Below are 22,496 nucleotides of genomic sequence, written 5' to 3' on the forward strand. Positions count from 1 at the left end.
CATCAATGAGCGCCCAAGACGACTTCTTCAATATCAATCCTCAAAATTCCTGTTTGAGCTATCCCGAACAGCTTAACCTCTGGAACTCTAGTTATCTATGAACTGGTTGCACTTGACTTGACAACTTGCGATTTATTTTTAGTTTTAGCAATCAAAAGGGGAAAGGCGGAGCTAACACTTCGTTCAAGACCATTCAAAACAGCATAGCTCTAAAACATTGCCGTCGGACTTTTTTGCATTCTCCTAGTTTTGGGACCATTCAAAACAGCATAGCTCTAAAACAGCCTACTGGTTAAAGCAACAGACTTTAGCGTTTTGGGACCATTCAAAACAGCATAGCTCTAAAACTTTACATAAACAGTTTGACCTAATTTCGCTGTTTTGGGACCATTCAAAACAGCATAGCTCTAAAACGTTATTCTCCAGAGAAGTTGCTTGTAATCAGTTTTGGGACCATTCAAAACAGCATAGCTCTAAAACGCTGCGGGATATAGCGAAGTTGCCGAAGCAGTTTTGGGACCATTCAAAACAGCATAGCTCTAAAACCTCGTAGACAGGGTTTGTCCACAATTTTTCGTAATCGCGCTACTCGTCTTAGCTGGACTTCAGTTTTGAATCGCCCGTTCATAGCACTATTATACGGCAAAAGCCTTATGAAATCAAGGTTTTTAGAAGCTAGACTATGGCATGTTTTCTGCTATCAAAAAATAGTCTTCATCTAGAACATATTGCGGAATATCATACAAACTTCTTGGCTCTAATAAGAGGACCGTTTGCTGAGATAATTCAATATATTCTCTCAGCTTCAAGAGTTCTTCTTTGGTAAGATAGGAGCCGCAATTCACAAAAATTAAGAGTTTCTTTTTAGACAGGTATTTGAAAACTTGTAAAATCTCCAAACACTTGTCAAAAATAGTATCACTCTGTGTTTCCACCTTAACCCCTAAAGCCTTTATAAGTTCCAAGATAGTAATTTCATCATATTCCAAGTCCAATTCGTTCTCTAGACATTCAAAGGCGATTAATTCTGTTATAGTTGCTGCTAGTTTTTCAATCATTGACTTTACTTCAGGTTGGCTATTAAAACTCTCTTCTAAATCAGCATGAATCATTTTCAAAATAGCTGGTGCATTGACATCATAGCCCAAAATGTCAGTAATAAGCATGACTTCTGATTCTTTTAATGCTTTTAACTTGGTATCAAATAATTGAAGCTCATTTGTTTCCCCGTACTGATAGCATTGCCTTATTAGGGAGGAAAATACACTAACGTCTTGAACAACCAAAGTTGTCATTGCTTTAATGGTTAAGGGTTCATCCAATAGTGAAAAGTTAATCATCACCATCATAAGCCTCCCCTAGAAAAACTAAACGATTATCTGTATTTGCGATGCAAGTGTTTTTCTCACCATGTAGATAAATCATCCTAGCAAACTGTTTTTCTGTCACTGTTAGCAACGTAATATTTCCTTTTTTAGGATTATTTTCTCGTAATCGTCCAATCATAGCATTGTTTGCAGTACTGTTGAGCAAAAGCTTGCTATAAATAGAAAATTGATGCATGATAAACCCCTCAGATAACAAAAACTTTCTAAATTTTCTATAAGCCTTACGTTCATCCGCTGTGTCCGTTGGCATATCAAACATAAGTAGCATTCTCATATAGCGGTAACTCATATCCTAAACTCAGGAACTCCCTTCCCATCATTATTAAGTGCTTTAATGACTTTCTTGGTATAATCACTGACAATATTGGTGAGATACATCTCTTTACCGTTGTATAAAAAGGTATCAGAAAATAAAGTGAATAACTCTCTTTTTATTTTTGGAAAAGGTTGATTTCGATTTTCAAAAACAATCTTGTCTACTAAGGGTCTAAAAGGTTCCATAATATCGCTAGCAAAATTGAACTGATTAAACTGATTGGCGTGTTTGAGCCCAAATTGAGTCATACATCCAGAGACAACCACTTCACGCGCAAACATACTCAATAATAAGGTATAACCATAATCCAGACCTGCATTGATTGGATGCTCCAAATCTCTTGAGAAATCGTTCCCAAAAAGTGTATTAAAATAAATTCTCGCTGCATGCCCTTCGCGATTACTCGGATCAAAATTTTCCAAACCATGATATAAATCCATAATAGATTGGGATTTTTCAAAATAGGAGCATGCTCCTAGATAGCAAGATTGATTCAAAATCTTTTGAGCAATAATCGTCGTCCAAACCTCCGATTTGACTGCTTCTGGCCAGGACATTTGTTTCCCAAGCTGTAAACTCGAATCATGACGACCATAAAAAGGCATCAGCATAGCTGTTGGTAATCGTTTATCATCACAGAATATGACAAGGACATTCTCATCCACTAGCCGTTTTACCAGCATAGTGGACAAGACAATATCCGTCGTTTCTAATAACAAAATATCAATTTCTGATAAATGGATCAGCTCTGTTTTATAGGCATCCTTAAAAATCAGATGATTATTCTTATAAGATAATTTCGAGTGGGTATTTACCACAACAGTACGCCAACCAGCCATCAGTCACCTCCTAATTGATTCAAATCAAGACGTGTTTCATAAAGACCCGTGATTGATTGATGGATAAGGGTAGAATCTAAGATTTCTTTGGTAGAAGTATAACGTTTACGATCAATGGTTGTATTAAAGAATTTAAAAGCAGCTGGAGCTCCAAGTCTTGAAAAGGTAAAGGCATTTAGCATACTGTCAGCCTGCTCACTAATTGGAAGATGGGTATTTTTCTCATAGGTTGCACGTAGCTTATCTAAATTGGCATCTGCTAAAATGACGCGCTTTGAAAAGTGACTAATCCAATCAATAATTTCATCTAAATAATACTGATGCTGATCCACAAACAATTGTTTTTGTTTATTATCTTCTGGGCTACCTTTTAAAGTGTCATAGTGGCTGGCTAGATATAGAAAATGCACATATTTGCTTGGCAGAGCCAGTTCATTTCCTTTTTGTAATTCTGTGGCACTGGCTAGCAGCCGTCTGCGGCCATTTTCTAATTCAAAAAGGCTATATTTAGGCAATTTAATGATTAGGTCTTTTCTAACTTCCTTGTATCCTTTAGCTTCTAAAAAACTAACCGAATCTTTTTCAAAGGAATTTCTTTCCATTATTGTGATGCCAACCAGCTCTTTAACGGGTTTTAGTTTTTTAGTTTTCCCTTTTTCCACCTTTGCAATGACTAGTACTGAGTAAGCAACTGTTGGGCTATCAAAGCCTCCATACTTTGTCGTATCCCAACCTTTTTTACGGGGGATTAATTTTGCTGATTCTCCCTTTGGCAAAATGGATTCTTTTGAGAAGCCACCTGTCTGCACTTCTGTTTTCTTGACAATAGTGACTTGGGGCATGGACAATACTTTGCGCACTGTAGCAAAATCTTTCTCCTTATCCCAGACAATTTCTCCAGTTTCCTCATTAGTTTCGATTAGAGGGCGTTTGCGAATCTCTCCATTTGCAAGTGTAATTTCTGTTTTGAAGAAATTCATAATATTGGAATAAAAGAATCGCTTTGCGGTCGCTTTGCCTATTTCTTGCTCAGACTTACCAATCATTTTCCGGACATCATAGACTTTATAATCTCCATAGACAAACTCCGATTCCAGTTTGGGATATTTTTTAATCAGAGCTGTTCCAACGACGGCATTAAGGTAAGCATCATGGGCATGATGGTAATTGTTAATCTCACGTACTTTATAGAATTGGAAATCTTTTCTAAAGTCAGAAACTAATTTAGATTTTAAGGTAATCACTTTAACCGCTCGGATAGGCTTATCATTTTCACCATGTTTAGTATTCATGCGACTATCCAAAATTTGAGCCACGTGTTTAGTAATTTGACGGGTTTCAACCAATTGGCGTTTGATAAAACCAGCTTTATCCGCTTCACTCAAACCGCCTCTTTCTGCCTTGGTTAAATTATCAAATTTGCGCTGAGAAATCAACTTAGCTTTTAACAACCGACGCCAGTAGGATTTCATCTTCTTGACAACGGCTTCGCTTGGAACGTCATCAGATTTCCCACGATTTTTATCAGAACGTGTTAATACCTTATTGTCTATCGAATCATCTTTAATAAAACTTTGGGGAATGATGTGATCGACGTCGTAATCGCTCAAATGATCAATATCCAATTCTTGATCCACATACATATCTTTTCCATTTTGCAAGTAATAGAGATAGCGTTTTTCATCTTGCAATTGAGCATTTTCAACAGGATGCTCCTCTAAAATATCACTCCTTAATTCTTTCATCCCCTCTTCAATACGTTTCATTCGCTCCCGTGAACGTCGTTGCCCTTGTTGAGTCGTCTGATTTTCCCGTGCCATTTCAATAACGATATTTTCTGGCTTGTGGCCCATGACCTTAATTATCTCATCAACGATTTTGACAGTTTGTAAAATGCCTTTTTTGATAGCAGGGCTGCCAGCCAAGGCACTGATTTGCTCTTTTAGGCTATCTTTTTGCTCAAATACCTCTTCATTAGCAGCCTTGATGTCATCCACAAAGGTCAAACTGTCATCATGGATAAGCTGCATAAAGTTTCGATTGGCAAACCCGTCTGATTTCAAAAAATCTAATATTGTTTTGCCAGATTGTTTATCCTTAATACCATTAATCAGTTTTTTCGACAAGCGACCCCAGCCAGTATAATGGCGACGTTTCAGCTGTTTCATCACCTTATCATCAAAGAGGTGAGCATATTTTTTAAGTCGTTTCTCAATCATTTCCTTATCTTCAAATAAGGTTAAGGTTAAAACAATATCCTCTAAGATGTCTTCATTTTCGTCATTGTCCAAAAATTCTTTATCTTTAATAATTTTTAGCAAATCATGGTAGGTGCCTAGTGACGCATTGAATCGGTCTTCAACTCCTGAAATTTCAACGCTATCACAACATTCTATTTTTTGGAAATAATCTTCTTTTAATTGCTTAACCGTTACTTTTCGATTTGCTTTGAAGAGTAGATCAACAATGGCTTTCTTCTGCTCACCTGAAAGAAATTCTGGTTTTCGCATTTCGTCAGTAATATATCTGACTTTTGTCAATTCATTATAAACCGTAAAATATTCATAAAGCAAGCTATGTTTTGGCAGGACTTTTTCAGTTGGCAGATGCTCATCAACATTGGTCATCCGCTCAATAAATAATTGGGCAGATGTCCCTTTATCGACAACATCTTCAAAATTCCATGGCGTGATGGCTTCATTTCTTTGCCGCGTCATCCATGCAAAACGGCTATTGCCGCGCGCTAATGGTCCAACATAATAAGGAATGCGGAAGGTCAAGATTTTTTCAATCTTTTCTCGATTTTCCTTTAAAAATGGATAATAGGCTTCTTGTCTTCGCAATATGGCATGCAATTCCCCTAAATGAACTTGGTGGGGAATGGAACCATTATCAAAGGTGCGTTGTTTGCGCAAAAAATCGTCACGATTGAGTTTTGCAAGTAATTCTTCGGTGCCATCCATTTTTTCCAAAATCGGCTTGATAAATTTATAAAACTCTTCTTGGCTGGTCTTTCCATCAATATAGCCAGCATAGCCATTTGTCGTTTTATCCGAAAAAATTTCTTTATATTTTTTGGGCAGTTGTTGCCGAACTAAGACTTTTAATAAAGCCAAATCTTGATGATGTTCGTCATAACGTTTGATCATTGAAGCTGATAACGGTGCCTTAGTTACTTCACTATCTGCCCTTAAAATGCCCGAAAGCAAAATAGCATCTGATAACTTCTTAGCAGCTAAAAACAAATCCGCATACTGATCACCAATTTGCGCCAACAAATTGTCTAAATCATCATCATAGGAATCTTTTGAAAGTTGTAACTTAGCATTCTCAGCCAAATCAAAATTTGCTTTAAAATTAGGCATAAGTCCTAAAGCAAGTGCAATAAGATTCCCAAACAATCCATTCTTCTTTTCATTTGGAAATGCTGCAATAAGATTTTCTAAACGTCTTGATTTGCTTAATCTAGCTGATAATATTCCTTTGGCATCAACCTTTATTTCCTCTAGAGGACGCTCTTCAAACAATTCGTTATAGGTATGAAGCAATTGTTTGAAGAGTTTGTCCACATCACTATTGTCAGAATTCAAGTCTCCCTGGATTAAAAAATGTCCCCGAAACTTAATCATATGCGCTACTGCTAAATAAATTAATCGCAGATCCGCTTTTTCAGTTGAATCGGCTAATTCTTTTCGTAAATGATAGATGGTTGGATAGTTTTCATGATAAGCAACTTCATCTACTATATTTCCAAAAATCGGATGACGCTCATTGTCCTTGTCTTCTTCCACCAAAAAAGACTCTTCAAGCCGATGGAAGAAACTGTCATCCACTTTTGCCATCTCATTTGCAAAAATCTCCTGTAGATAACGAATACGGTTCTTGCGACGGGTATATCGTCTACGAGCTGTTCGTTTGAGACGAGTTGCTTCTGCCGTCTCTCCACTGTCAAATAGCAGAGCTCCCAGCAAGTTTTTCTTGATAGTTTGTTTGTTAGTATTTCCAAGAACTTTCATTTTCTTGGTTGGAACTTTATAGTCATCAGTGATTACTGCCCATCCGACGCTGTTCGTACCGATATCCAAGCCGATTGAGTATTTTTTATCCATTTTTGCCTCCTAAAATAAAAATGTTTGAATTAAATCCATTAGCATCTCAACAAGTTCAATTATACTTTTTACAACGTCTGAGACAAGTTTGATATACTTTAATCTTTTTCTATCAAACCACTTCCTTATTTTTTCAACATTTTATAAACCTACTACATAACATAATCAATAAATCAATTATAACACAAAATCCTTCCCTTGGCTATCTTATTTTGATAATATTTAGATTGTATGCTAATATTTAGATTGTGTTATGTAGTGTTTTAGTGCTTATGAATTTTTTTGATTTTTTCCTTGCTTATTCCTTACAAAAGATGTAGAATAATCATGTTGGAACCATTCAAAACAACATAGCGAGTTAAAATAAGGCTAGTCCGTATACAGCTTGTAAAAGTGGGCACCGAATCGGTGCTTTTTTATATTTTTATTTTACGCCTAATGCACATTAAAAACAAGCGTTTTCACAGCGCTTGTTTTCTCATTTAATCCTCATTATTTCCTTGAAGCGGACAATGAGTCAAAGTTGTTCCATAGGAGGCTTTCTAATGAGTGGTTTTGTCGCTTTTCATTATAAGTCATATGGAACTTTTTGTCTGCATGAAAAAAGCCTATATCTCCAGAGTGGTGTTACCCACTACAGAAATTATAGAGCCAAAAAAAGCATCTCTTCTGACGAAAACATGCTTTAGTGGTTGTTAACCCTCAACCTTCTCTTAGTTAAGGGCTAACAAGATGTGATTCTATTTTAGTGATCGCTTAGGTTTAAGCTTGATAAACCTTTTCGCCATTTAAATAGGTCGCTTGTAAGGCAAGCTCCTTATCTAATACAATAAAGTCAGCAGCATAGCCTGGCGACAATTGCCCACAGATATCTGCAAGTCCTACCGAGACCGCAGGAACATAGGTACACATGTGAACGGCTTGCGCAGGTGTTGCAAGGCCCCACTCAACTACATTTTTTAAACCATCTTTTAGTTTTAAAATGGAGCCAGCAAGATTACCACTGTCTTTCAAGCGCGCTGTGCCATTTTCTACGACAACAGGAAATTCGCCAAGCAGGTAGTCACCATCAGGGGCGCCACCAGCTCGCATGCAATCTGTAATCATGGCCACATGGTCATAGCCTTTTTGCTGCATAAGAATATCACAGGCAACAGGTGAGACATGGTGCCCATCGCAAATGAGCTCGGCATAGGTACCAGGAAGATTGTAGACTGCTCCTACCATACCAGGTTCACGGTGGGTCAAGCCACGCATGCCATTATAGGCATGAACCCAGACACTGGCACCTGCTTCTACGGCAGCTTTGGCTTCCTCATAGGTGCCATTTGAATGTCCCAGTGCAACCGTGACGCCTTTTTTTGTGACAGCAGAGACAAACTCCGCTACGCCTGGGCGTTCCGGAGCGAGAGCGATTTTTTTAATCAAGCCTTGGGCTGCTGCTTGCCAGGCGTCAAACTCATCTACCTGCGGATTTTTCATGTAATTAGGGTTTTGGGCGCCTTTATACTTCTCAGTGAAGTAAGGCCCTTCAAAATAAATGCCCTGAATCTTCGCCCCTTTTACTGTATCAGCCACAGAAGCAATCGTAGCTGAAACCTTCTTTAGGTGTTCAAAATCTGATGTCAGTGTGGTTGGTAAGAATGACGTAACTCCGGCTGCTAACAAACCTTGGCTGATCTGATGAAGTCCTTCTGCGGAATTATCCATAACATCAGCTCCGGCATAACCGTGAATATGCGTATCTACTAGCCCTGGTGCGATTTGATAGCCTGAATAATCAAGAATTTCGGCATCCGCTGGAACAGCGGCTTGCCACTGGCCAAATTTTCCATCAATAATCTCTAAATAGCCGGCTGCTTTGACCTGGTCAACCATGTAAAAACAGTCAGCCTTAATATAACGTGACATTAAGAAACCTCCCTTTGGTTATTATTATACGCTGATTTGCGGCGCTTGTAAATGGTCTATACCGATATTGTGCCCATTTTCTAGTGCAAGTAAGACCCTACCTGCAGTTTAGGCGATTTCATAGCCCATGATAAGACCTTCTTTTTCAACATAAAATTGGCAAAGACCTGATGCCGTAAGGTTTTTTACCTCTGCTTGGGGATATTGCTGATGAATAGCTTCTGTGATTGATTGGTAGAGCTTTGGATTATCAAGGTGAGCTAGCATGACTTTGCCGCCTTGATAGCCGGCTTTTTGCATCTCTTCAATCACTGCTGCTACAGCTTTCTTTTGGCCGCGGGCTTTGTGGAGTAATTCTAGTCGTCCCTCATGATCTGCTCGTCCGACCATGCGAATGTTCAACAAACCAACAACCTTGCCTACGAGCTTACTTAAACGGCCATTCTTAACCAGGTTATCTACCTTTGACAAAACAAACAAGAGCGACGTTTTAGCCTGATAGGCTTCAAGCTCAGCTACAACTGCTTCAAAGGATTGCCCGGCAGCTATTAGTTCTTGTGCCTTAACAATTAACAAATCCATCTCGCCGCCTGCTGACAAGGAATCAATAATATGGATTTGTGCTTGGGGATGGTCTTCTAAATAAGCCTCTTTGGCAAGTCGTGCACTGTTGTTGCTGCCTGATAAAGTCCCTGTAATGGTAATGACAATAATCTTGTCCGCTTGATCAAAGGCTTTTACATAGGCATCAGGACTTGGACAGCTGGTGGTAGCAGCCAAATCAGATGCATACATGGTTTCCATCATATGAGCACAGTCTAAAGCAGCATCGTCTACAAAGCTGGTAGGACCAATTTGGATGGTCAAAGGCACACGCTCATAGGCCACTTCCTGGCCAAGCGTTACAATATTACTACCTGAATCGGCAATGATTTTCCACATAAAAACTCTCCTTTAGTGCTGCTGCCTGAACAGCACTGCATTTTTTAAAATTGACAAGACGTCTGATTTTGCCTAAAATTATATCATTCCCGATAGAGCTTTTACTAGTCTTTCTTGTCGGACGTCACAGATGAGAGGCAAATGTCATGACAGAGAAATTGTTATCAAAAAATTCACTTCACAATCTCAGACAATCAAACCGAGAGTCCCGCTATCTCTCTAAGGAATCGTTAGAAATTGCTTTGCTGGCCTTGCTTGAGCGAAAATCGCTGGCGCAAATCACGATTTCTGAATTGGTGCTTAAAGCCGGTGTTTCTCGAAATGCCTTTTATCGCAATTACCATTCTAAGGAAGCTATTATTGAAGGCCGACTCAATACCATCTTACGACGTATTTTTCACGGTCTAAAGCATTTTGATTTAAGCACAGAACCACGCCAGGCTTGGGTCTATCTCTTGACAGAGGCTAAAAAAGAAGAACAACTGCTTCGCATTGTTTTTAATCACCAGCTGCATGTCTTATTAACCAAGCGAGTCATTAAGCGGCTCAGAGCCTACCACAAGTGGAAAAAGCAACGCACCAATCACTACTCACACCTCTTTTGGTCCCATGCCATTATTTCTGTACTTTCTTCCTGGATAAAAGATGGCATGACCGTTTCCATTGAGGACATGGCAGCCATGAATTTACCACTGTTGAGCCATTAGAAAAAGACTTCTAGCATTCTTAATCAGAATGCTAGAAGTCTTTTTGCCATACCAGCATGCGAGCCTACTTAGTCCTCATCCTTATGATGTGGCTTTAGAGCATAGGTATAGATGGCCTGGGCAACGCCAGCCTGGTCACAATCGGCTGTAATCGCATCAGCTAATTGCTTGATCGATTCTGTCGCATTGCCCATCGCAACACCTAAGCCAGCATAAGTTAGCATTTCAATGTCATTGGCTGCGTCCCCAATCGCCATCAGGCGTTCTTTTGGAACCCCAAGGTCATTGGCTAATTCTTTTAGAGCAGACGCTTTAGTAATGCCTTGAGGCAAAACTTCCAGCAAGTAATCTTGACTACGAACAACGCTAAAGGCTTTGGCTAGCTGAGGGCGTAGAGCTCTTTCAAAAGCTGTTACAGCCTTGGGATCACCCATATAAAGGGCATTAAATACCGGCTCATTTAAGGTTTTAAATTGTGTGAGGGTGATTGGCTCAACAGTTAAAAAGACAAGGTCCCCATCAGCCTGGACGATTGGCGGCACAGTGTCAGCCAAGACAAAATAATGCTTCTGCGTCGCTAAGGTTAAAGAAATCCCTGGAAAATCAGCTGTTAAATGGTAGAGGTAATCTAATTCGTCAAAGCTAAGGGCATGACAAGAACGAAGTGTCCAATCAGAACTGTTATAAGTTGCACAGCCATTATATAAAATAGAATATTCGTTTTCTGATAAGCCCAGCTGGTCAAAATAAGGTCTGGTCCCTGATAAGGGGCGACCTGTGCAAAGCACGATTTTGATATTGTGGGCAATGGCTTTTGCAATCGCTGTACGATTAGCAGCAGGAATTTCTTTGGAACGATTGAGTAAGGTCCCATCTAAATCAATGGCAATTAAGTCTATCACACGGCTCACGCTACTTTCTATTAATCCTATTTGCTTTTGTTAATTAAAAATGTTTCATAAAAAGCTTTCTTTAGTGTAACACTTTTTTTCAAATAAAACTGCTTTCAAACGGCCACTTGCTGCCAAAGCGCACGCAAAGACGCACCAAACTGTAGTGCCAAAGACCAGCTGACAGCTCATCTCTAAAGGGAAAGCACCGCCATTTTAACCCCAAAAATGGAATAAGCTCTAACTGGTCATGACATAGAGTAGAAAGGCTAGGAAAATATCCCAGCCTCAAAACTTATCTATCTTCCCACGAGCTTGCGGTTGCTTGGAGAACTTTGTTTAAATCAGTAATATTTTTACGGCCTATGGTTCGTAGCCACTGGCGGGCCCCTTCTTCCCCGTTTTCAATATATGCCTTGACGCTACCAGCCCAGGTTGCCCTACCACATAAAACGCCATTAAATCTGGCGCCGGCTTCTTTGGCAAAGACCAATGTATCCTGGAAGAGCTTGGCAGATACACCCGCACTTAAGTAGATATAAGGAAGGGGAGTTGCTTGGTCTTGTTCCTTAAAGTAAGCTTTTGCCTCTGCCTTGCTATAGGCCACTTGATCCTGGGCAAAACCTTCTACATAGTGCATGTTAACGGGTACTTCAACTTTTAAGACATCAATATTAAAGCGTGGCTCTGAAAAGACCTTCATGGCTTCAATGACCTTGCGGGGTTTGACCTTAGCATAGGCTAAACTTCCTGCATCAGCAATGGTTTCATCATAAGATAAAATTTCGAGGTAAAAGGGAATGTCTTCGGCCACACACTCTGAGCCGATCCGCTCAATATAGGCTTGTTTTTGGGTATTAAGTTCTTGTGCGCTATCGACATCATAGTAGAGCAAAAACTTGACAGCGTCAGCTCCTTCTTCCTTGATGCGCTTAGCTGACCAAAGATCTAAGCAGTCTGGCAAGCGCTTGGTGGTCGTTGTATCATAGCCGGTTTTTTCATAAGCTAGTAGCAGACCGGCTTGCTGAGCACGGGCCTTGGTCGCAGGCAAACCAAACTCAGGATCTAATAACATAGCTGAAGCATAGGGCGTTAATTCTTTGGCAACCAAAACCTTTAGCGTCTCCATTTGTGCCACAGTGGGCTCTGTTTCTTGATACTTAGCCATGAGACGCTTTAAAGCACCGCGTTGATCAAAGGCTAGCGCTGAGATAATGCCATTTTCATTGCTCAACTGTTGCATATGTTTGTATTTTTGTTCCGTTAGTCGCATTTTAAACCTCTTTCACTTGAATTGTTTGCATCAACTGGGCAAAATTAGCCAGCTCAACATGCCCTGTGCGTTTTTCTTGGGCATTTAACATGCCTAGGGCATTAGCTGTTTTAAGCAGTTCGTGGTCTGATACACCACAAGCCAAACTGGCAGCAATCCCAGCAACTGTAGCATCGCCTGAGCCAACCGGATTTAAAACTGTAATTTTAGGGATTTCTACACGATAATAGTTGTCTGCGTGCTTAGCAAAGGCACCTTGGGCACCCAAGGTGACAATAACCCAGTCAATACCTGCAAAGAGCTCTTGGCTTAAGACTGCTTTGAGGCTGGCTGAATCAGCCAAGACCGGCTGGCCAATCAGTTGGGATAACTCAGCTAAGTTAGGTTTAATAACTGTTGGTTTTGCGCTTGAGCGCAAGACTTCAAGCAGAGCTGGACCAGAGCAATCTAGAATCACTTGCTTTCCTAAAGCATTGGCTAAGGAGATTAGTTTAGCGTAATAATTGGTCGGTAAACCAGCCGGCAAACTGCCTGAGAGCGTCATGAGTTCTGCTTGCTCAAGTAGGGCTGATGCGTGCTTTAAGAATTGCTGTGCTTCTTGCTCACTAATGTTGGGACCAGCTTCTAGTATTTCTGTTTGTTGTTTAGCATGTAGAATTGCGATGCAATTGCGCGTTTGTCCAGCTATTGCTAGAAAATCGTGCTTGATGCCTGCTACCTCCAAGCCTTCTTGGATAAAGCTTCCTAGACTGCCACCTAAAAAGCCTGTCGCAAGCAAATCACAGTCCAGTTCTGATAAAACACGACTCACATTGAGTCCCTTGCCACCAGGTGTTTTTGACACTGCCTGAACACGATTAACCGTATCTAGCTCCAACTCTTCTAGCTGATAAGCAATATCCACAGCGGGATTAAGTGTTACCGTTAATATCATTTCAACTCCTTAGTCGTGATAGTCTCCTTTGTTCCATTTTTCTAAAAACTCCGCAAAAAAGTCAGGGTCTTCTTGGTGGTCATGATGGGTTTCTAAAGCAGCAATCTTAGCAATGAGGGCTTGATTTTCAGGGCTGGGTTGATAGTTAGCAGCAATAAAGGCATCTATAATATCGGTCATTAGTAAGCCACCGGTAATTTTACCACCAAAACCAATCACATTGGCGTTTAACTCTTCTTTAGCATAGATGGCTGAGGTTAAATCACGGACCAAGGCTGCGCGGATACCTGGCACTTTATTGACTGCATTATTAATCCCAACACCCGTTCCACAAATACAAATACCTAATTCAGCTTGGCCACTAGTAACAGCCTCGCCCACCTTTTTGCCATAAATTGGATAATGGGTGCGTACATGATCATAGGTTCCACAGTCAATAATCTCATGCCCCTTGCCTTTTAAATAGTCAACTATGGCAATTTTGTCATCTGTAACAATGTGGTCACATCCTACTGCAATTTTCATTTTCTACCTCATTTCTTTTCTTAGCACATTTTATTGAGCATATCAACACGTATTTGATGGCGGCCTGCGTCATAGCTTCCATTAACAAAGTCTGCTGCAATATGCTTAGCAAGGCCAGGGCCAACAATCTCAGCCCCAAGCGTAATCATGCGGGCATTGTTGTGTGCTCGAGTCATGTAAGCAGAACGTTCATCTGATACTTCAGCAGCAATCATGCCTTTAATCTTGGTGGCTACCATAAAAGGACCAACACCGTAAGCATCAACAACAATTCCCAGGCTATCTGTATCTTGCAACAATTTACTTGCCACTGCCAAGGTGTTGTCTACAAAATCTTTTGTAGTATCTGTGACATCAAGAACTTCTTTGCCTGAGGCTAATAGGTCTTCTTTAATAACATCTTTTAATTGGACACCCTTGGTGTCAGCACTGATAATAATTGTCATAGCAACTCCTTTGTTTGATTTTTGTCATAAAATGTTTAGAAATGTTTGAAACAAGCTAGTCTTTAGCACCAATAGTTTAACTACTGGTGCCGATACTTTTACTTGCTGGCTAATTGCTCTGCATAAACTGCGTTGCGTGCCTTCATTTGTTTGGCATACCAGGCAAATAATCCTAAGTAGAAAACCATAAAAATCAGTAGGCTAAAGATAGCCGATAGCTGAGCTGTTGTGGCTTGCCCAATCATATAACCAAAGATTTTTTCCATTGGACCTTCTAAGGTCGAATGAGTGATTAAGGAACCTGCCGGTGCTCCTGCTGGGAAGGCGCCCACTTTTTTAGCAAGCTCAGTTGCAAAAGGGGCAATCATGGTACCAGACAGCAAGAATAATGGTAAGAGGAGTGAACCAAAGATAATCATGCGAATCAACCGGCCACGGGTCACTACCAACAAGGCTGGAGTCATTCCCATTGCAATGATACCAGCCAAAGGTAAGATGCCATTGCCAACATGAGACAGCAAGATGGCTTCCACTAGCATGATGGGAGCAAGAATATTGGCACAGGCCCAAATTTCAGCACGACCGGCAATAAAGGGCCAATCAAGTCCGATATTAAAGCGCCGACCGCTCATCTTAGCATTAGCAAAGTTAGTAATCCCTTGTGAGAGAGGTTCCACAGCAGCGATAAACCACGAACCAATTAAAGAAAACAGTTCCAAGCAGGCGCCAGCTGTAAAACCTAATTCAAACCAATGTTTAATGGATGAAATGGTGAAATGGGGATCCCCCATAATCCCAATAACAAAACCAAGAATCATACCGATGAAGAACTTAGAGCCCCAAAAACCAATGGCTTTATTCAATTTGGCAGCATCAAAGTCATACTTATCAAGTCCTGGAAAAACCTTATCAAACAGTTTGTCCAACACCATGATGACCGGATTCATCATATAATTCATATGGGTTGAGGTCATTGGTGAATTAGGGCCTGCGCCAAGCAAGTCATCAAAAGTTGGTTTCATCAAATCAGAATTAATAATTTTTAGCACCCCAACCAAGATAACAGCAAGGGTAGCAATGATGAGAGATAAGACAAGTGGCAAGTGGTTGCGAGCAGCATACCACATAATGAGTAAACCTGTAATGGACAAATGCCAAATATCAAAGATGTCCACATCCAGCGTATTGGTTTTTTTCATGGTAATCATGACAATGTTCACAATTAACATCACCAATAAGAAATACAAGGTATAGGGCGAACCCCAGGTGATGGTGGCTAGTGGCGCCCAGCCCACATCAATAATGTTTAATTGAATCCCTGTATTTTTGACAAAGGCTTGAAGAGATTCAGAAAACGCCGTTGTCAAGATCCCAATAATGGCGCCAATCCCTGTCAAGGCAATGGCTAACTTAATACCGCCTTCCAAGGCTTTGGAAAATTTAACACCAAAAGCCATTGCTAGCAGGGTCATGACAATCAGCATGACCACACCAGAGCCCATACTAATGATTGGGTTAAAGGCTTTATTAATAATTTCTAAAAAAGCATGCATGGTTTATTCCCCTTTATTTACGACAGGTTATGATCTTTGATCACACGTTCTAGTTCTGTGAAAACTGGCTCACTCATCGCAGGAATGCGGTACAAAATGGGACCTGCCTCCACCACTGGAATGGGTAGGTCAAAGCCTAGGTCTGTTTTAGCAATCGGGGTAAAGATGTCATACTTTGCAACTAGTTCTTCTGTAATATCTTTGATCATAACAGCATCACAATGAACCTGATAGCCCCGCTCAGATAACTGACTTTCAATGGCATCTTTGATTTGGTGACTAGAGTTCACACCTGCTCCACAAGCAGCTAAAATTTTAATCATGAGACAATACTCCTTTTGTTAATAAATATTTTTTTAAAGCATCTTGATCTTCTCCTAGCGCTGCTAATTTTTCCAGATTACCCTTCGTCATGAAAAAAGACATCAGCTGAGAGAGAATGGTGGTTTGTCCGTCATTTCGGCTATTAATAATAAAGAAAAAATCGTTAACATAGCATTCTTGTGCAGGATTAATCATGTGTTTACAAGTAATGACATGACTGTTTTTAACATAGACGACTCGATCAACAAGGCAATAGGCCGTTTCCGTATGAGGAATGGCGGCATATTGAACTTTTGAACCGTCTTTAAAATCAATTCGTAAGCCAGTCGGAAAAAGCTGTTCTCGTTCTTTTAAAGCCTGGCGATACTGGTCAGTCACAAAATGGTGCTTGCTGAGGTGGTCAGCGACTTGATCAAAGAGTTCCTCCTGTGTGCTTGCTTGGGTCAATAGAACATCTGCTGACATTCTGTCCTCCTTTTTACCAATTGTTGTCAGATGATAGGGGTGAAGGCTGTTTAAACATGTTTAGTAATCGCTTTCAAAATTATTATAATGGATTCTCAAACATTTTTCAACATATTTTTTGATATTTTTTGTTTTTATTTGTTTGTTTATTCTGATTAATTGTAAAATCGAACAGTTTATGCTATGATTAGAAAAGCATCTAAGAAAGGACTCATTCTAATGCTAAAAAAAGAACGCCTGTTAAAAATTATGGAGAAAATCGAACTTAACGGGATTATTACGGTAAGTGAAATGATGGAAAGCTTACATATTTCAGACATGACTGCCCGCCGTGATCTTGATGAATTAGAAAAAGCCGGTAAACTTGTGCGCATCCATGGCGGCGCCCAGACGATTACGGCTCCCACAAAACTCGAAAAATCAAACTCTGAAAAATTAACAGTACAAATTACCGAAAAAAAAGAGATTGCCGCCTTAGCTAGTCAGTACATTAAAGATGGTGAAACCATTTTTTTAGGTCCAGGAACCACCTTAGAATGTCTAGCTGAGGAGTTAATCACGCGCCAACTCCGCATTATTACTAACAGTTTACCAGTTTTTAACATTCTCTCTACCAGCGATACACTTGATGTTATTTTGATTGGTGGGGAATATCGGGCCATCACAGGGGCCTTTGTCGGATCCTTAGCTAGCCAGATGATGGCTAAGCTTCGCTTCTCCAAAGCCTTTATCGGTTGTAATGGTATTTTCAATAATGACATCGCCACCTATAGTGAGTTAGAAGGCTCGATCCAACAACTAGCTTTTGAACAGGCTATTGAGCGCTTCTTGTTAGCTGATAGTCAAAAATTCAATACCTATGACTTTTCTGTTTTCTACCATGTCAATGCCATTGATACCATTATCACCGATCAAAATCTAGCACCAGCAACAAGAGACAATTACAGCATTCTGACCAATCTGGTGCTGGCGCCACATCAAAGCAAAAAAGAGGAAAACACTCAGGCTCTTTAAGCCGGTGCTTTCCTCTTTTTTATTATAGGGCTCACTTGGCACTGGTATACCACTCACCTGATAACTGGTTTTCCTTGATAAGCTTTTTGCTATTTTTTGACATCCTGGCAATGATGGGAATGTTCAAAAGAGCTCTGATCACATTCTACAGCTGATTCAATAATCTGATGTTGCTGGAACAAGTGATGAACTTGATCACGCACCAGGGCCTCATCACATCCAACTGCTACCTGAATATGCGTCATAGCCACATGGTGATACCCATCAATAGACCAAATATTGAGCTGATTGACTGCCACTAAACCAGGAATGGCTAGCATTTCTTCTTTTAAAGGGGCAATAGCTAAGCTAGCTGGCCGTTTCTCAAGAAAAACATGTAAATGCTTTAGAAATCTAGGAAGAGCCTTGATCAAAATAAAGACCGCAATTACCAAGGATAATAAGGGATCCAAAAAATACCAATCTGTAAAGCGCAAGACCACCGACACAACAATGACAGCAAGCCAGCCTAAAATATCCTCTAGGAAATGCAAACTTAACATCGATTCTTGCTCAGAATGCTCCTTATGCAGAACCTTGCTAGCTAAGCTATTCACGATAATAGCTATAATTCCCAAAATGAGCATCCCTTGTTCATTAACTGGCTGGGGTGCAAAAAGCTTACCGACATTTTCAATAATAATGGCCAGCGAGCCGCCAATGAGAATCAAAGAAGTCAACATAGCCCCAAGTAAGCTAAATCGCAAATAACCTAAAGTATACTCATGGTCACTAGACTTTTGCGAATAGTTTTCGAAATAATAAGAAAGACCAATAGCCAAAGCATCCCCCAGATCATGGATCGCATCAGCAATAATGGCACTGGAGTGAAATAGAGAACCAAAAATTAATTCAACCAGAGCAAGCCCCAGATTGACCACAAAAGCTATAAAAATCGCTCTGCTCGTCCTTGAGCCAACATGTTCATGTGTCATCAAAATCTCACAATCTAAGTATTTTTAAGCGAAGCGCATTTAAAACAACCGAAATGGAACTAAAGGCCATGGCCAAGCCCGCTAGCATCGGGTTAAGGAGCGGACCGCCAAAGAAGTAGAGCACTCCCATTGCTACTGGAATGGACAGGACATTGTAAATAAAAGCCCAAAACAGATTTTCCTTAATCACCCGCAAGGTCTTTTTACTAAGTTTTAGGGCCGTGATCAAGTCTTGGAGCTGTGGGCGCATCAAAATAAGATCGGCCGATTCTAAAGCCACATCGGTCCCTGTCCCAAGGGCTATCCCAAGGTCACTCGTGGCCAAGGCTGGCGCATCATTGATGCCATCACCTACCATGCCAACAAGTTTACCTTCTGCCTTGAGTTGGTTGATAGCCTGGGCTTTTTGATCAGGCAAAACATCAGCTATCCAACGTTCAATACCCAAGGAATCAGCAACAGCTTGCGCAGTCTTAGCATTATCACCTGTTAGCATGACTACCTCTATCCCCAGGGCTTTGAGTTGCGCTAGCGTAGCTTGGCTATCTGGTTTGAGCTGATCTGCCAAGGCCAGCAAGCCCAGCAAGTGGTGTTCCTCAGCCACATATATCAGAGTCTGACCAGCATAGGCTGTACCTGTAGCCTCAGCCTTTATTAAGTCCGAAGCTAACAGTCCAGCTTGACGCATCAACTTGATATTACCCACCAGATAATTTTTGCCAGCTATCTGACCGCTCAGGCCAAGGCCAGGGTGATTTTTAAAGTGGCTGACTGGCAAAGGCAGAGCTCCTGTCTGCTTAGCAGCTGCAACAAGCACGGGACTCAAAGGATGACTAGCCTGACTTTCCAATGAAGCAACTAGTTGCAACAATTTGTGCTCATTGCCCTGCCAGACTTTCAAACCGCTAAGCTTGGCTTGGCCCTGGGTCAAGGTACCAGTCTTATCAAAGACAAGTGTATCTAGGCGATGCGCTAACTCTAAACGGTCGCCCCCTTTAAAGAGAATACCTAATTCAGCAGCGCGGCCACTAGCTACCATAATGGCTGTGGGCGTTGCCAGTCCAAGAGCACAGGGACAGGCAATGACCAAGACAGCGATAGCGATGGACAAAGAAAAACCAAAGCTTTCTTGTAGGATTAACCACCAGAAAAGACCGCTCGCTAGGGCAAGTCCCATGACTAGTGGCACAAAAACACCTGAAACCTTATCTGCCAACCTAGCAATTGGGGCTTTTTGTAGCTGGGCTTTTTCGACTAAGGCAATGATCTGGTCCAAAACAGCATGACCTGCTGCTGTTTCAACCTGCATGGTAAAACTTCCCTCGCCATTAAGCGTAGCGCCATAAACAGGGCTTCCAGGAGCTTTTGTAACAGGCATGCTCTCACCAGTCAGCATGGACTCATCGACACTGGTTTGGCCACTGATGATCCGACCGTCTAAAGGAACCTTTTCGCCAGGCTTAACCAAGAGCTGATCTCCCACCTTAACTTCTGATAAGGGCAGCATCTGTTCTTTGTTATCGCCTACCAGGCGGGCTTGCTTGGCAGCTAGAGACATTAAGTGGGTCATAGCAGTCGACGTTCGCCCCTTGGCCAAGGCTTCAAAGTAATTTCCTAAGGTAATCAAGGTTAGAATGACTGCCACAGATTCGAAATAAAGCTGGTGACGAAAATCAAGGTAGCCTAGACCTATGGCCACTACACTGGCAAAACTGTAGGCAAAAGCCGCCAAAGTGGCTAAAGCTACTAAGGAATCCATGTTGGGATGGCCTTTGAAAAGGGATCTTAGGCCACTTTGATAATAATGGCGACCGAAGTAGATTACAGGAAGCGTTAAAATAAGCTCAAGGAGTGCCAGCCTAAAAGGTTGGGCAACCATAGAGACTTGACTAGGCAAAGGAAAGCCCAGCATGGGCCCCATAGCCAGATAGAGCAAAGGAAGCGTAAACAAAGCTGATGCGACAAAACGCCGCCAAATAATCTGAGTCTGGTCTTTTTTAGGTTGAGCATCTGGCAACTTGCCGCTGTTTTGCTCAGGGCGTGCCTCATAGCCTGCTGCTTTGACTGAGGCCGCAATGTCTTTAGGGCCTAGTTGATTTGGGTCATACGAGACCGTCAACTTTTCAGTCAATAAATTGACCTGGGCTTGCTCAACTGCCGGTAGTTGTTTAAGCGTTTTTTCAATCGTTTGGGCACAGGCAGCACATGACATACCTGAAATAGCATAGATCTCTTCTTTAGTGGCCATGACCAACACCTCCTTGCAAATGTTCTTGACAGAGACACTGCCCTGGTATACAGTTACAGCTAACCACGGGAACGGTTTCTTTTTCTGCCAGGCGTAATTGCAGAGCTGATACCTGCTCAGGCGTGAGAGGGCAATCCAGAATCAAATGCTCTAAAATAGCATAGTGCTTGGTCTGACAGAATTTTTGTAAGACCTCGTCTAATTGCTGGGTCATAGCAGTTGTTTCATCAACAATAGCGTGATAAGTAAAGCCTTTGCCTTCTTTACAGGCCTGGAGGTAGCCCTTATTAAGCAATCGTTTCAAGAGTGTTTTTACAGTCGAGGCCGACCAGGTCTTCTTTTGATTGAGCACCGTTAAAATCATGCTACTCGTCGTTTCACCCTGTGTCCACACAACCCGCATGATTTCCCATTCTGCATTTGAAATTGACATGACATCCTCCTGCTATCGTTTACATTTGTAAACACATTATAGCAGGTCGATTGACAATTGTAAACCATTTAATCCACAGGCATGCTTTGCTCTATTGACAAAAATGTGACGTTTATTATAATAATATTGCCTTTAAAATAAAGCAAAGTTAAGGAGATCCGCTTGAAACACACTTGCCAAAAACGTATTCTACTATTAACAATGGTCACCATTTTGGCGCTCTGCCATACACTACCAGCAGACGCTAGTTCGCGCTCTTGGAAAAGCTGGTTTATCGAACAATATTTCTGGCTCAAACAAGACAAAAGTTACTACAAGGTCCAAGATGAGAGCAGTTTTAAAAAATACTTAGATGCATGCCAAGAGCAAAGCGACAAGGGCTATACGCTCGATGCTGCTTCTGTGAACGGAGAATTGGTGGAGGAAAAGCTTTTTGACATGCAGGTCTTCTCCTGGAATGACAATAATAAACCTAACCAAAAAACTATTTTCTATCTAGCTGGCGGGTCCTATCTCAACAACCCCACACCCTACCACATTAGCATGCTCAAAACCTTATCCACCAGCCTAGATGCTAAGATTATCTTACCCATTTATCCCAAGGCCCCGCGTTACACCTATGATTATGCTATGCCAAGACTAGTTAATCTTTATAGGCATTTTCATAAGTCAAACCAAAATATGACCTTGATGGGGGACTCCGCTGGTGGCGGTTTAGCACTTGGCCTAGCGCAAGCCTTTTTGCACGAACCAAGCCAGGAAAGCATACCCCAACCTAAAAACATCATCCTCTTGTCACCATGGTTAGACGTGACCATGAAGCATCCACAAATTCCTCAGTATGAGAACTCAGATCCCATCCTATCCGCCTGGGGCTTGTCCCGTGTCGGCGAAATCTGGGCTAAGAATGCTAAAAATACCAATCATATCTATGTTAGTCCTAAGAATGGACCTGTTGAAAATTTAGCGCCAATCACCCTGTTTACAGGGACGCGCGAGATTTTCTATCCAGACATTCGTGATTATGCTGACAAGCTAAAAAAGGCTAAGCATTCTGGTCATTACTTTGTCCAAGAAGGGATGAACCATGTCTATCCCATCTATCCGATTGACGAAGCCAAAACAGCGCAGTATCAAATCATTGATATTATTAAAAGTAGTTCCTAATGCCTTGAACCTGTTAGCACCTGGTGACTGCACCAATA

The 22,496-nt window shown here is 41.2% G+C and carries 20 protein-coding genes and 1 CRISPR repeat array; of the genes, 3 read left to right on the forward strand and 17 right to left on the reverse strand.

Annotation, left to right across the window (positions count from 1 at the left end; all coding sequences use genetic code 11):
• The first annotated feature begins 180 nt into the window (after positions 1-180).
• Positions 181-546: direct repeats of the CRISPR family, unit length 36 nt; unit sequence GTTTTGGGACCATTCAAAACAGCATAGCTCTAAAAC.
• Positions 547-680: 134 nt separating this feature from the next.
• The 6 genes from csn2 to GWD08_RS06855 all read right to left on the reverse strand — a co-directional run bounded on the left by csn2 (position 681) and on the right by GWD08_RS06855 (position 9,505).
• Complete coding sequence (gene csn2 / locus GWD08_RS06830; RefSeq protein WP_159544509.1) at positions 681-1,346, reverse strand: type II-A CRISPR-associated protein Csn2; 666 nt, start codon at positions 1,344-1,346, stop codon at positions 681-683.
• Positions 1,333-1,677 (reverse strand): CRISPR-associated endonuclease Cas2, encoded by a 345-nt coding sequence (cas2, locus tag GWD08_RS06835; protein WP_159564889.1) that lies wholly within the window; start codon positions 1,675-1,677, stop codon positions 1,333-1,335. Before cas2 ends, csn2 begins: the two co-directional genes overlap by 14 nt.
• Positions 1,674-2,543 (reverse strand): type II CRISPR-associated endonuclease Cas1, encoded by an 870-nt coding sequence (gene cas1, locus GWD08_RS06840; RefSeq protein WP_159549730.1) that lies wholly within the window; start codon positions 2,541-2,543, stop codon positions 1,674-1,676. Before cas1 ends, cas2 begins: the two co-directional genes overlap by 4 nt.
• Positions 2,543-6,652 (reverse strand): type II CRISPR RNA-guided endonuclease Cas9, encoded by a 4,110-nt coding sequence (gene cas9 / locus GWD08_RS06845; RefSeq protein ID WP_159564891.1) that lies wholly within the window; start codon positions 6,650-6,652, stop codon positions 2,543-2,545. Before cas9 ends, cas1 begins: the two co-directional genes overlap by 1 nt.
• A gap of 762 nt (positions 6,653-7,414) precedes the next feature.
• The gene (gene nagA, locus GWD08_RS06850; RefSeq protein ID WP_159544328.1) at positions 7,415-8,563 is read right to left on the reverse strand and encodes an N-acetylglucosamine-6-phosphate deacetylase; all 1,149 of its coding nucleotides are present in this window, start codon (positions 8,561-8,563) and stop codon (positions 7,415-7,417) included.
• A gap of 108 nt (positions 8,564-8,671) precedes the next feature.
• On the reverse strand, positions 8,672-9,505 hold the full coding sequence (locus GWD08_RS06855) for a DegV family protein (protein ID WP_159544330.1): 834 nt from the start codon (positions 9,503-9,505) through the stop codon (positions 8,672-8,674).
• A gap of 146 nt (positions 9,506-9,651) precedes the next feature.
• On the opposite strand from GWD08_RS06855, the gene GWD08_RS06860 reads away from it, so the two are divergent.
• Positions 9,652-10,212 (forward strand): TetR/AcrR family transcriptional regulator, encoded by a 561-nt coding sequence (locus tag GWD08_RS06860; RefSeq protein WP_159564893.1) that lies wholly within the window; start codon positions 9,652-9,654, stop codon positions 10,210-10,212.
• A gap of 68 nt (positions 10,213-10,280) precedes the next feature.
• On the opposite strand, the gene GWD08_RS06865 is transcribed toward GWD08_RS06860, so the two are convergent.
• The 8 genes from GWD08_RS06865 to GWD08_RS06900 form a co-directional block, all read right to left on the reverse strand.
• Positions 10,281-11,114, reverse strand: a complete 834-nt coding sequence (locus GWD08_RS06865) for a Cof-type HAD-IIB family hydrolase (protein WP_159564913.1) — start codon at positions 11,112-11,114, stop codon at positions 10,281-10,283.
• Between the two features lie 283 nt (positions 11,115-11,397).
• The gene (gene lacD / locus GWD08_RS06870) at positions 11,398-12,375 is read right to left on the reverse strand and encodes a tagatose-bisphosphate aldolase (protein ID WP_159564895.1); all 978 of its coding nucleotides are present in this window, start codon (positions 12,373-12,375) and stop codon (positions 11,398-11,400) included.
• A gap of 1 nt (position 12,376) precedes the next feature.
• On the reverse strand, positions 12,377-13,309 hold the full coding sequence (locus GWD08_RS06875; RefSeq protein ID WP_159564897.1) for a tagatose-6-phosphate kinase: 933 nt from the start codon (positions 13,307-13,309) through the stop codon (positions 12,377-12,379).
• Between the two features lie 9 nt (positions 13,310-13,318).
• The gene (gene lacB, locus GWD08_RS06880; RefSeq protein ID WP_159549715.1) at positions 13,319-13,834 is read right to left on the reverse strand and encodes a galactose-6-phosphate isomerase subunit LacB; all 516 of its coding nucleotides are present in this window, start codon (positions 13,832-13,834) and stop codon (positions 13,319-13,321) included.
• A gap of 20 nt (positions 13,835-13,854) precedes the next feature.
• Positions 13,855-14,280: a galactose-6-phosphate isomerase subunit LacA gene (lacA, locus tag GWD08_RS06885; protein ID WP_159561401.1), complete on the reverse strand. Its 426-nt coding sequence runs from the start codon at positions 14,278-14,280 to the stop codon at positions 13,855-13,857.
• Between the two features lie 98 nt (positions 14,281-14,378).
• The gene (locus GWD08_RS06890) at positions 14,379-15,833 is read right to left on the reverse strand and encodes a PTS transporter subunit IIC (RefSeq protein ID WP_159544344.1); all 1,455 of its coding nucleotides are present in this window, start codon (positions 15,831-15,833) and stop codon (positions 14,379-14,381) included.
• Between the two features lie 17 nt (positions 15,834-15,850).
• Positions 15,851-16,156 carry a PTS sugar transporter subunit IIB gene (locus GWD08_RS06895; protein WP_159544346.1) on the reverse strand — a complete coding sequence of 102 codons (306 nt, stop codon included), beginning with the start codon at positions 16,154-16,156 and terminating at the stop codon, positions 15,851-15,853.
• Positions 16,149-16,622 carry a PTS sugar transporter subunit IIA gene (locus GWD08_RS06900; RefSeq protein WP_159544348.1) on the reverse strand — a complete coding sequence of 158 codons (474 nt, stop codon included), beginning with the start codon at positions 16,620-16,622 and terminating at the stop codon, positions 16,149-16,151. The genes GWD08_RS06895 and GWD08_RS06900 overlap by 8 nt, the downstream gene beginning before the upstream one ends.
• A 219-nt stretch (positions 16,623-16,841) precedes the next feature.
• On the opposite strand from GWD08_RS06900, the gene GWD08_RS06905 reads away from it, so the two are divergent.
• Positions 16,842-17,636: a DeoR/GlpR family DNA-binding transcription regulator gene (locus GWD08_RS06905; RefSeq protein ID WP_159564899.1), complete on the forward strand. Its 795-nt coding sequence runs from the start codon at positions 16,842-16,844 to the stop codon at positions 17,634-17,636.
• 89 nt (positions 17,637-17,725) lie between these two features.
• On the opposite strand, the gene GWD08_RS06910 is transcribed toward GWD08_RS06905, so the two are convergent.
• From GWD08_RS06910 to GWD08_RS06920, 3 genes are read right to left on the reverse strand one after another with little or no spacing between them, the layout of a single operon-like run.
• A complete protein-coding gene (locus GWD08_RS06910; RefSeq protein ID WP_159564901.1) occupies positions 17,726-18,610 on the reverse strand; it encodes a cation diffusion facilitator family transporter in 885 nt (294 codons plus the stop codon).
• Between the two features lie 7 nt (positions 18,611-18,617).
• The gene (locus tag GWD08_RS06915) at positions 18,618-20,858 is read right to left on the reverse strand and encodes a heavy metal translocating P-type ATPase (RefSeq protein ID WP_159564903.1); all 2,241 of its coding nucleotides are present in this window, start codon (positions 20,856-20,858) and stop codon (positions 18,618-18,620) included.
• A complete protein-coding gene (locus GWD08_RS06920) occupies positions 20,848-21,291 on the reverse strand; it encodes a CopY/TcrY family copper transport repressor (protein WP_159549703.1) in 444 nt (147 codons plus the stop codon). Before GWD08_RS06920 ends, GWD08_RS06915 begins: the two co-directional genes overlap by 11 nt.
• A 201-nt stretch (positions 21,292-21,492) precedes the next feature.
• Between GWD08_RS06920 and GWD08_RS06925 the strand changes: the two genes are divergently transcribed.
• Entirely contained in the window at positions 21,493-22,458 is a 966-nt protein-coding gene (locus GWD08_RS06925) for an alpha/beta hydrolase (protein WP_425280440.1), read from the forward strand.
• Positions 22,459-22,496: the final 38 nt, after the last annotated feature.

It is taken from the genome of Streptococcus halichoeri (assembly GCF_009870755.1).
GTDB classification, from domain to species: domain Bacteria; phylum Bacillota; class Bacilli; order Lactobacillales; family Streptococcaceae; genus Streptococcus; species Streptococcus halichoeri.

Bases quoted from the DNA above. Each gene is read 5' to 3' on its own strand.
- lacD (WP_159564895.1), bottom strand. From the start codon at position 12,375: ATGCGACTAACGGAACAAAAATACAAACATATGCAACAGTTGAGCAAT.
- GWD08_RS06895 (WP_159544346.1), bottom strand. From the start codon at position 16,156: ATGATTAAAATTTTAGCTGCTTGTGGAGCAGGTGTGAACTCTAGTCAC.
- csn2 (WP_159544509.1), bottom strand. From the start codon at position 1,346: ATGGTGATGATTAACTTTTCACTATTGGATGAACCCTTAACCATTAAA.
- GWD08_RS06855 (WP_159544330.1), bottom strand. From the start codon at position 9,505: ATGTGGAAAATCATTGCCGATTCAGGTAGTAATATTGTAACGCTTGGC.
- GWD08_RS06860 (WP_159564893.1), top strand. From the start codon at position 9,652: ATGACAGAGAAATTGTTATCAAAAAATTCACTTCACAATCTCAGACAA.
- lacB (WP_159549715.1), bottom strand. From the start codon at position 13,834: ATGAAAATTGCAGTAGGATGTGACCACATTGTTACAGATGACAAAATT.
- cas1 (WP_159549730.1), bottom strand. From the start codon at position 2,543: ATGGCTGGTTGGCGTACTGTTGTGGTAAATACCCACTCGAAATTATCT.
- nagA (WP_159544328.1), bottom strand. From the start codon at position 8,563: ATGTCACGTTATATTAAGGCTGACTGTTTTTACATGGTTGACCAGGTC.
- GWD08_RS06910 (WP_159564901.1), bottom strand. From the start codon at position 18,610: ATGACACATGAACATGTTGGCTCAAGGACGAGCAGAGCGATTTTTATA.
- GWD08_RS06900 (WP_159544348.1), bottom strand. From the start codon at position 16,622: ATGTCAGCAGATGTTCTATTGACCCAAGCAAGCACACAGGAGGAACTC.
- lacA (WP_159561401.1), bottom strand. From the start codon at position 14,280: ATGACAATTATTATCAGTGCTGACACCAAGGGTGTCCAATTAAAAGAT.
- cas9 (WP_159564891.1), bottom strand. From the start codon at position 6,652: ATGGATAAAAAATACTCAATCGGCTTGGATATCGGTACGAACAGCGTC.
- GWD08_RS06920 (WP_159549703.1), bottom strand. From the start codon at position 21,291: ATGTCAATTTCAAATGCAGAATGGGAAATCATGCGGGTTGTGTGGACA.
- GWD08_RS06890 (WP_159544344.1), bottom strand. From the start codon at position 15,833: ATGCATGCTTTTTTAGAAATTATTAATAAAGCCTTTAACCCAATCATT.
- GWD08_RS06905 (WP_159564899.1), top strand. From the start codon at position 16,842: ATGCTAAAAAAAGAACGCCTGTTAAAAATTATGGAGAAAATCGAACTT.
- cas2 (WP_159564889.1), bottom strand. From the start codon at position 1,677: ATGAGTTACCGCTATATGAGAATGCTACTTATGTTTGATATGCCAACG.
- GWD08_RS06925 (WP_425280440.1), top strand. From the start codon at position 21,493: ATGGTCACCATTTTGGCGCTCTGCCATACACTACCAGCAGACGCTAGT.
- GWD08_RS06915 (WP_159564903.1), bottom strand. From the start codon at position 20,858: ATGGCCACTAAAGAAGAGATCTATGCTATTTCAGGTATGTCATGTGCT.
- GWD08_RS06875 (WP_159564897.1), bottom strand. From the start codon at position 13,309: ATGATATTAACGGTAACACTTAATCCCGCTGTGGATATTGCTTATCAG.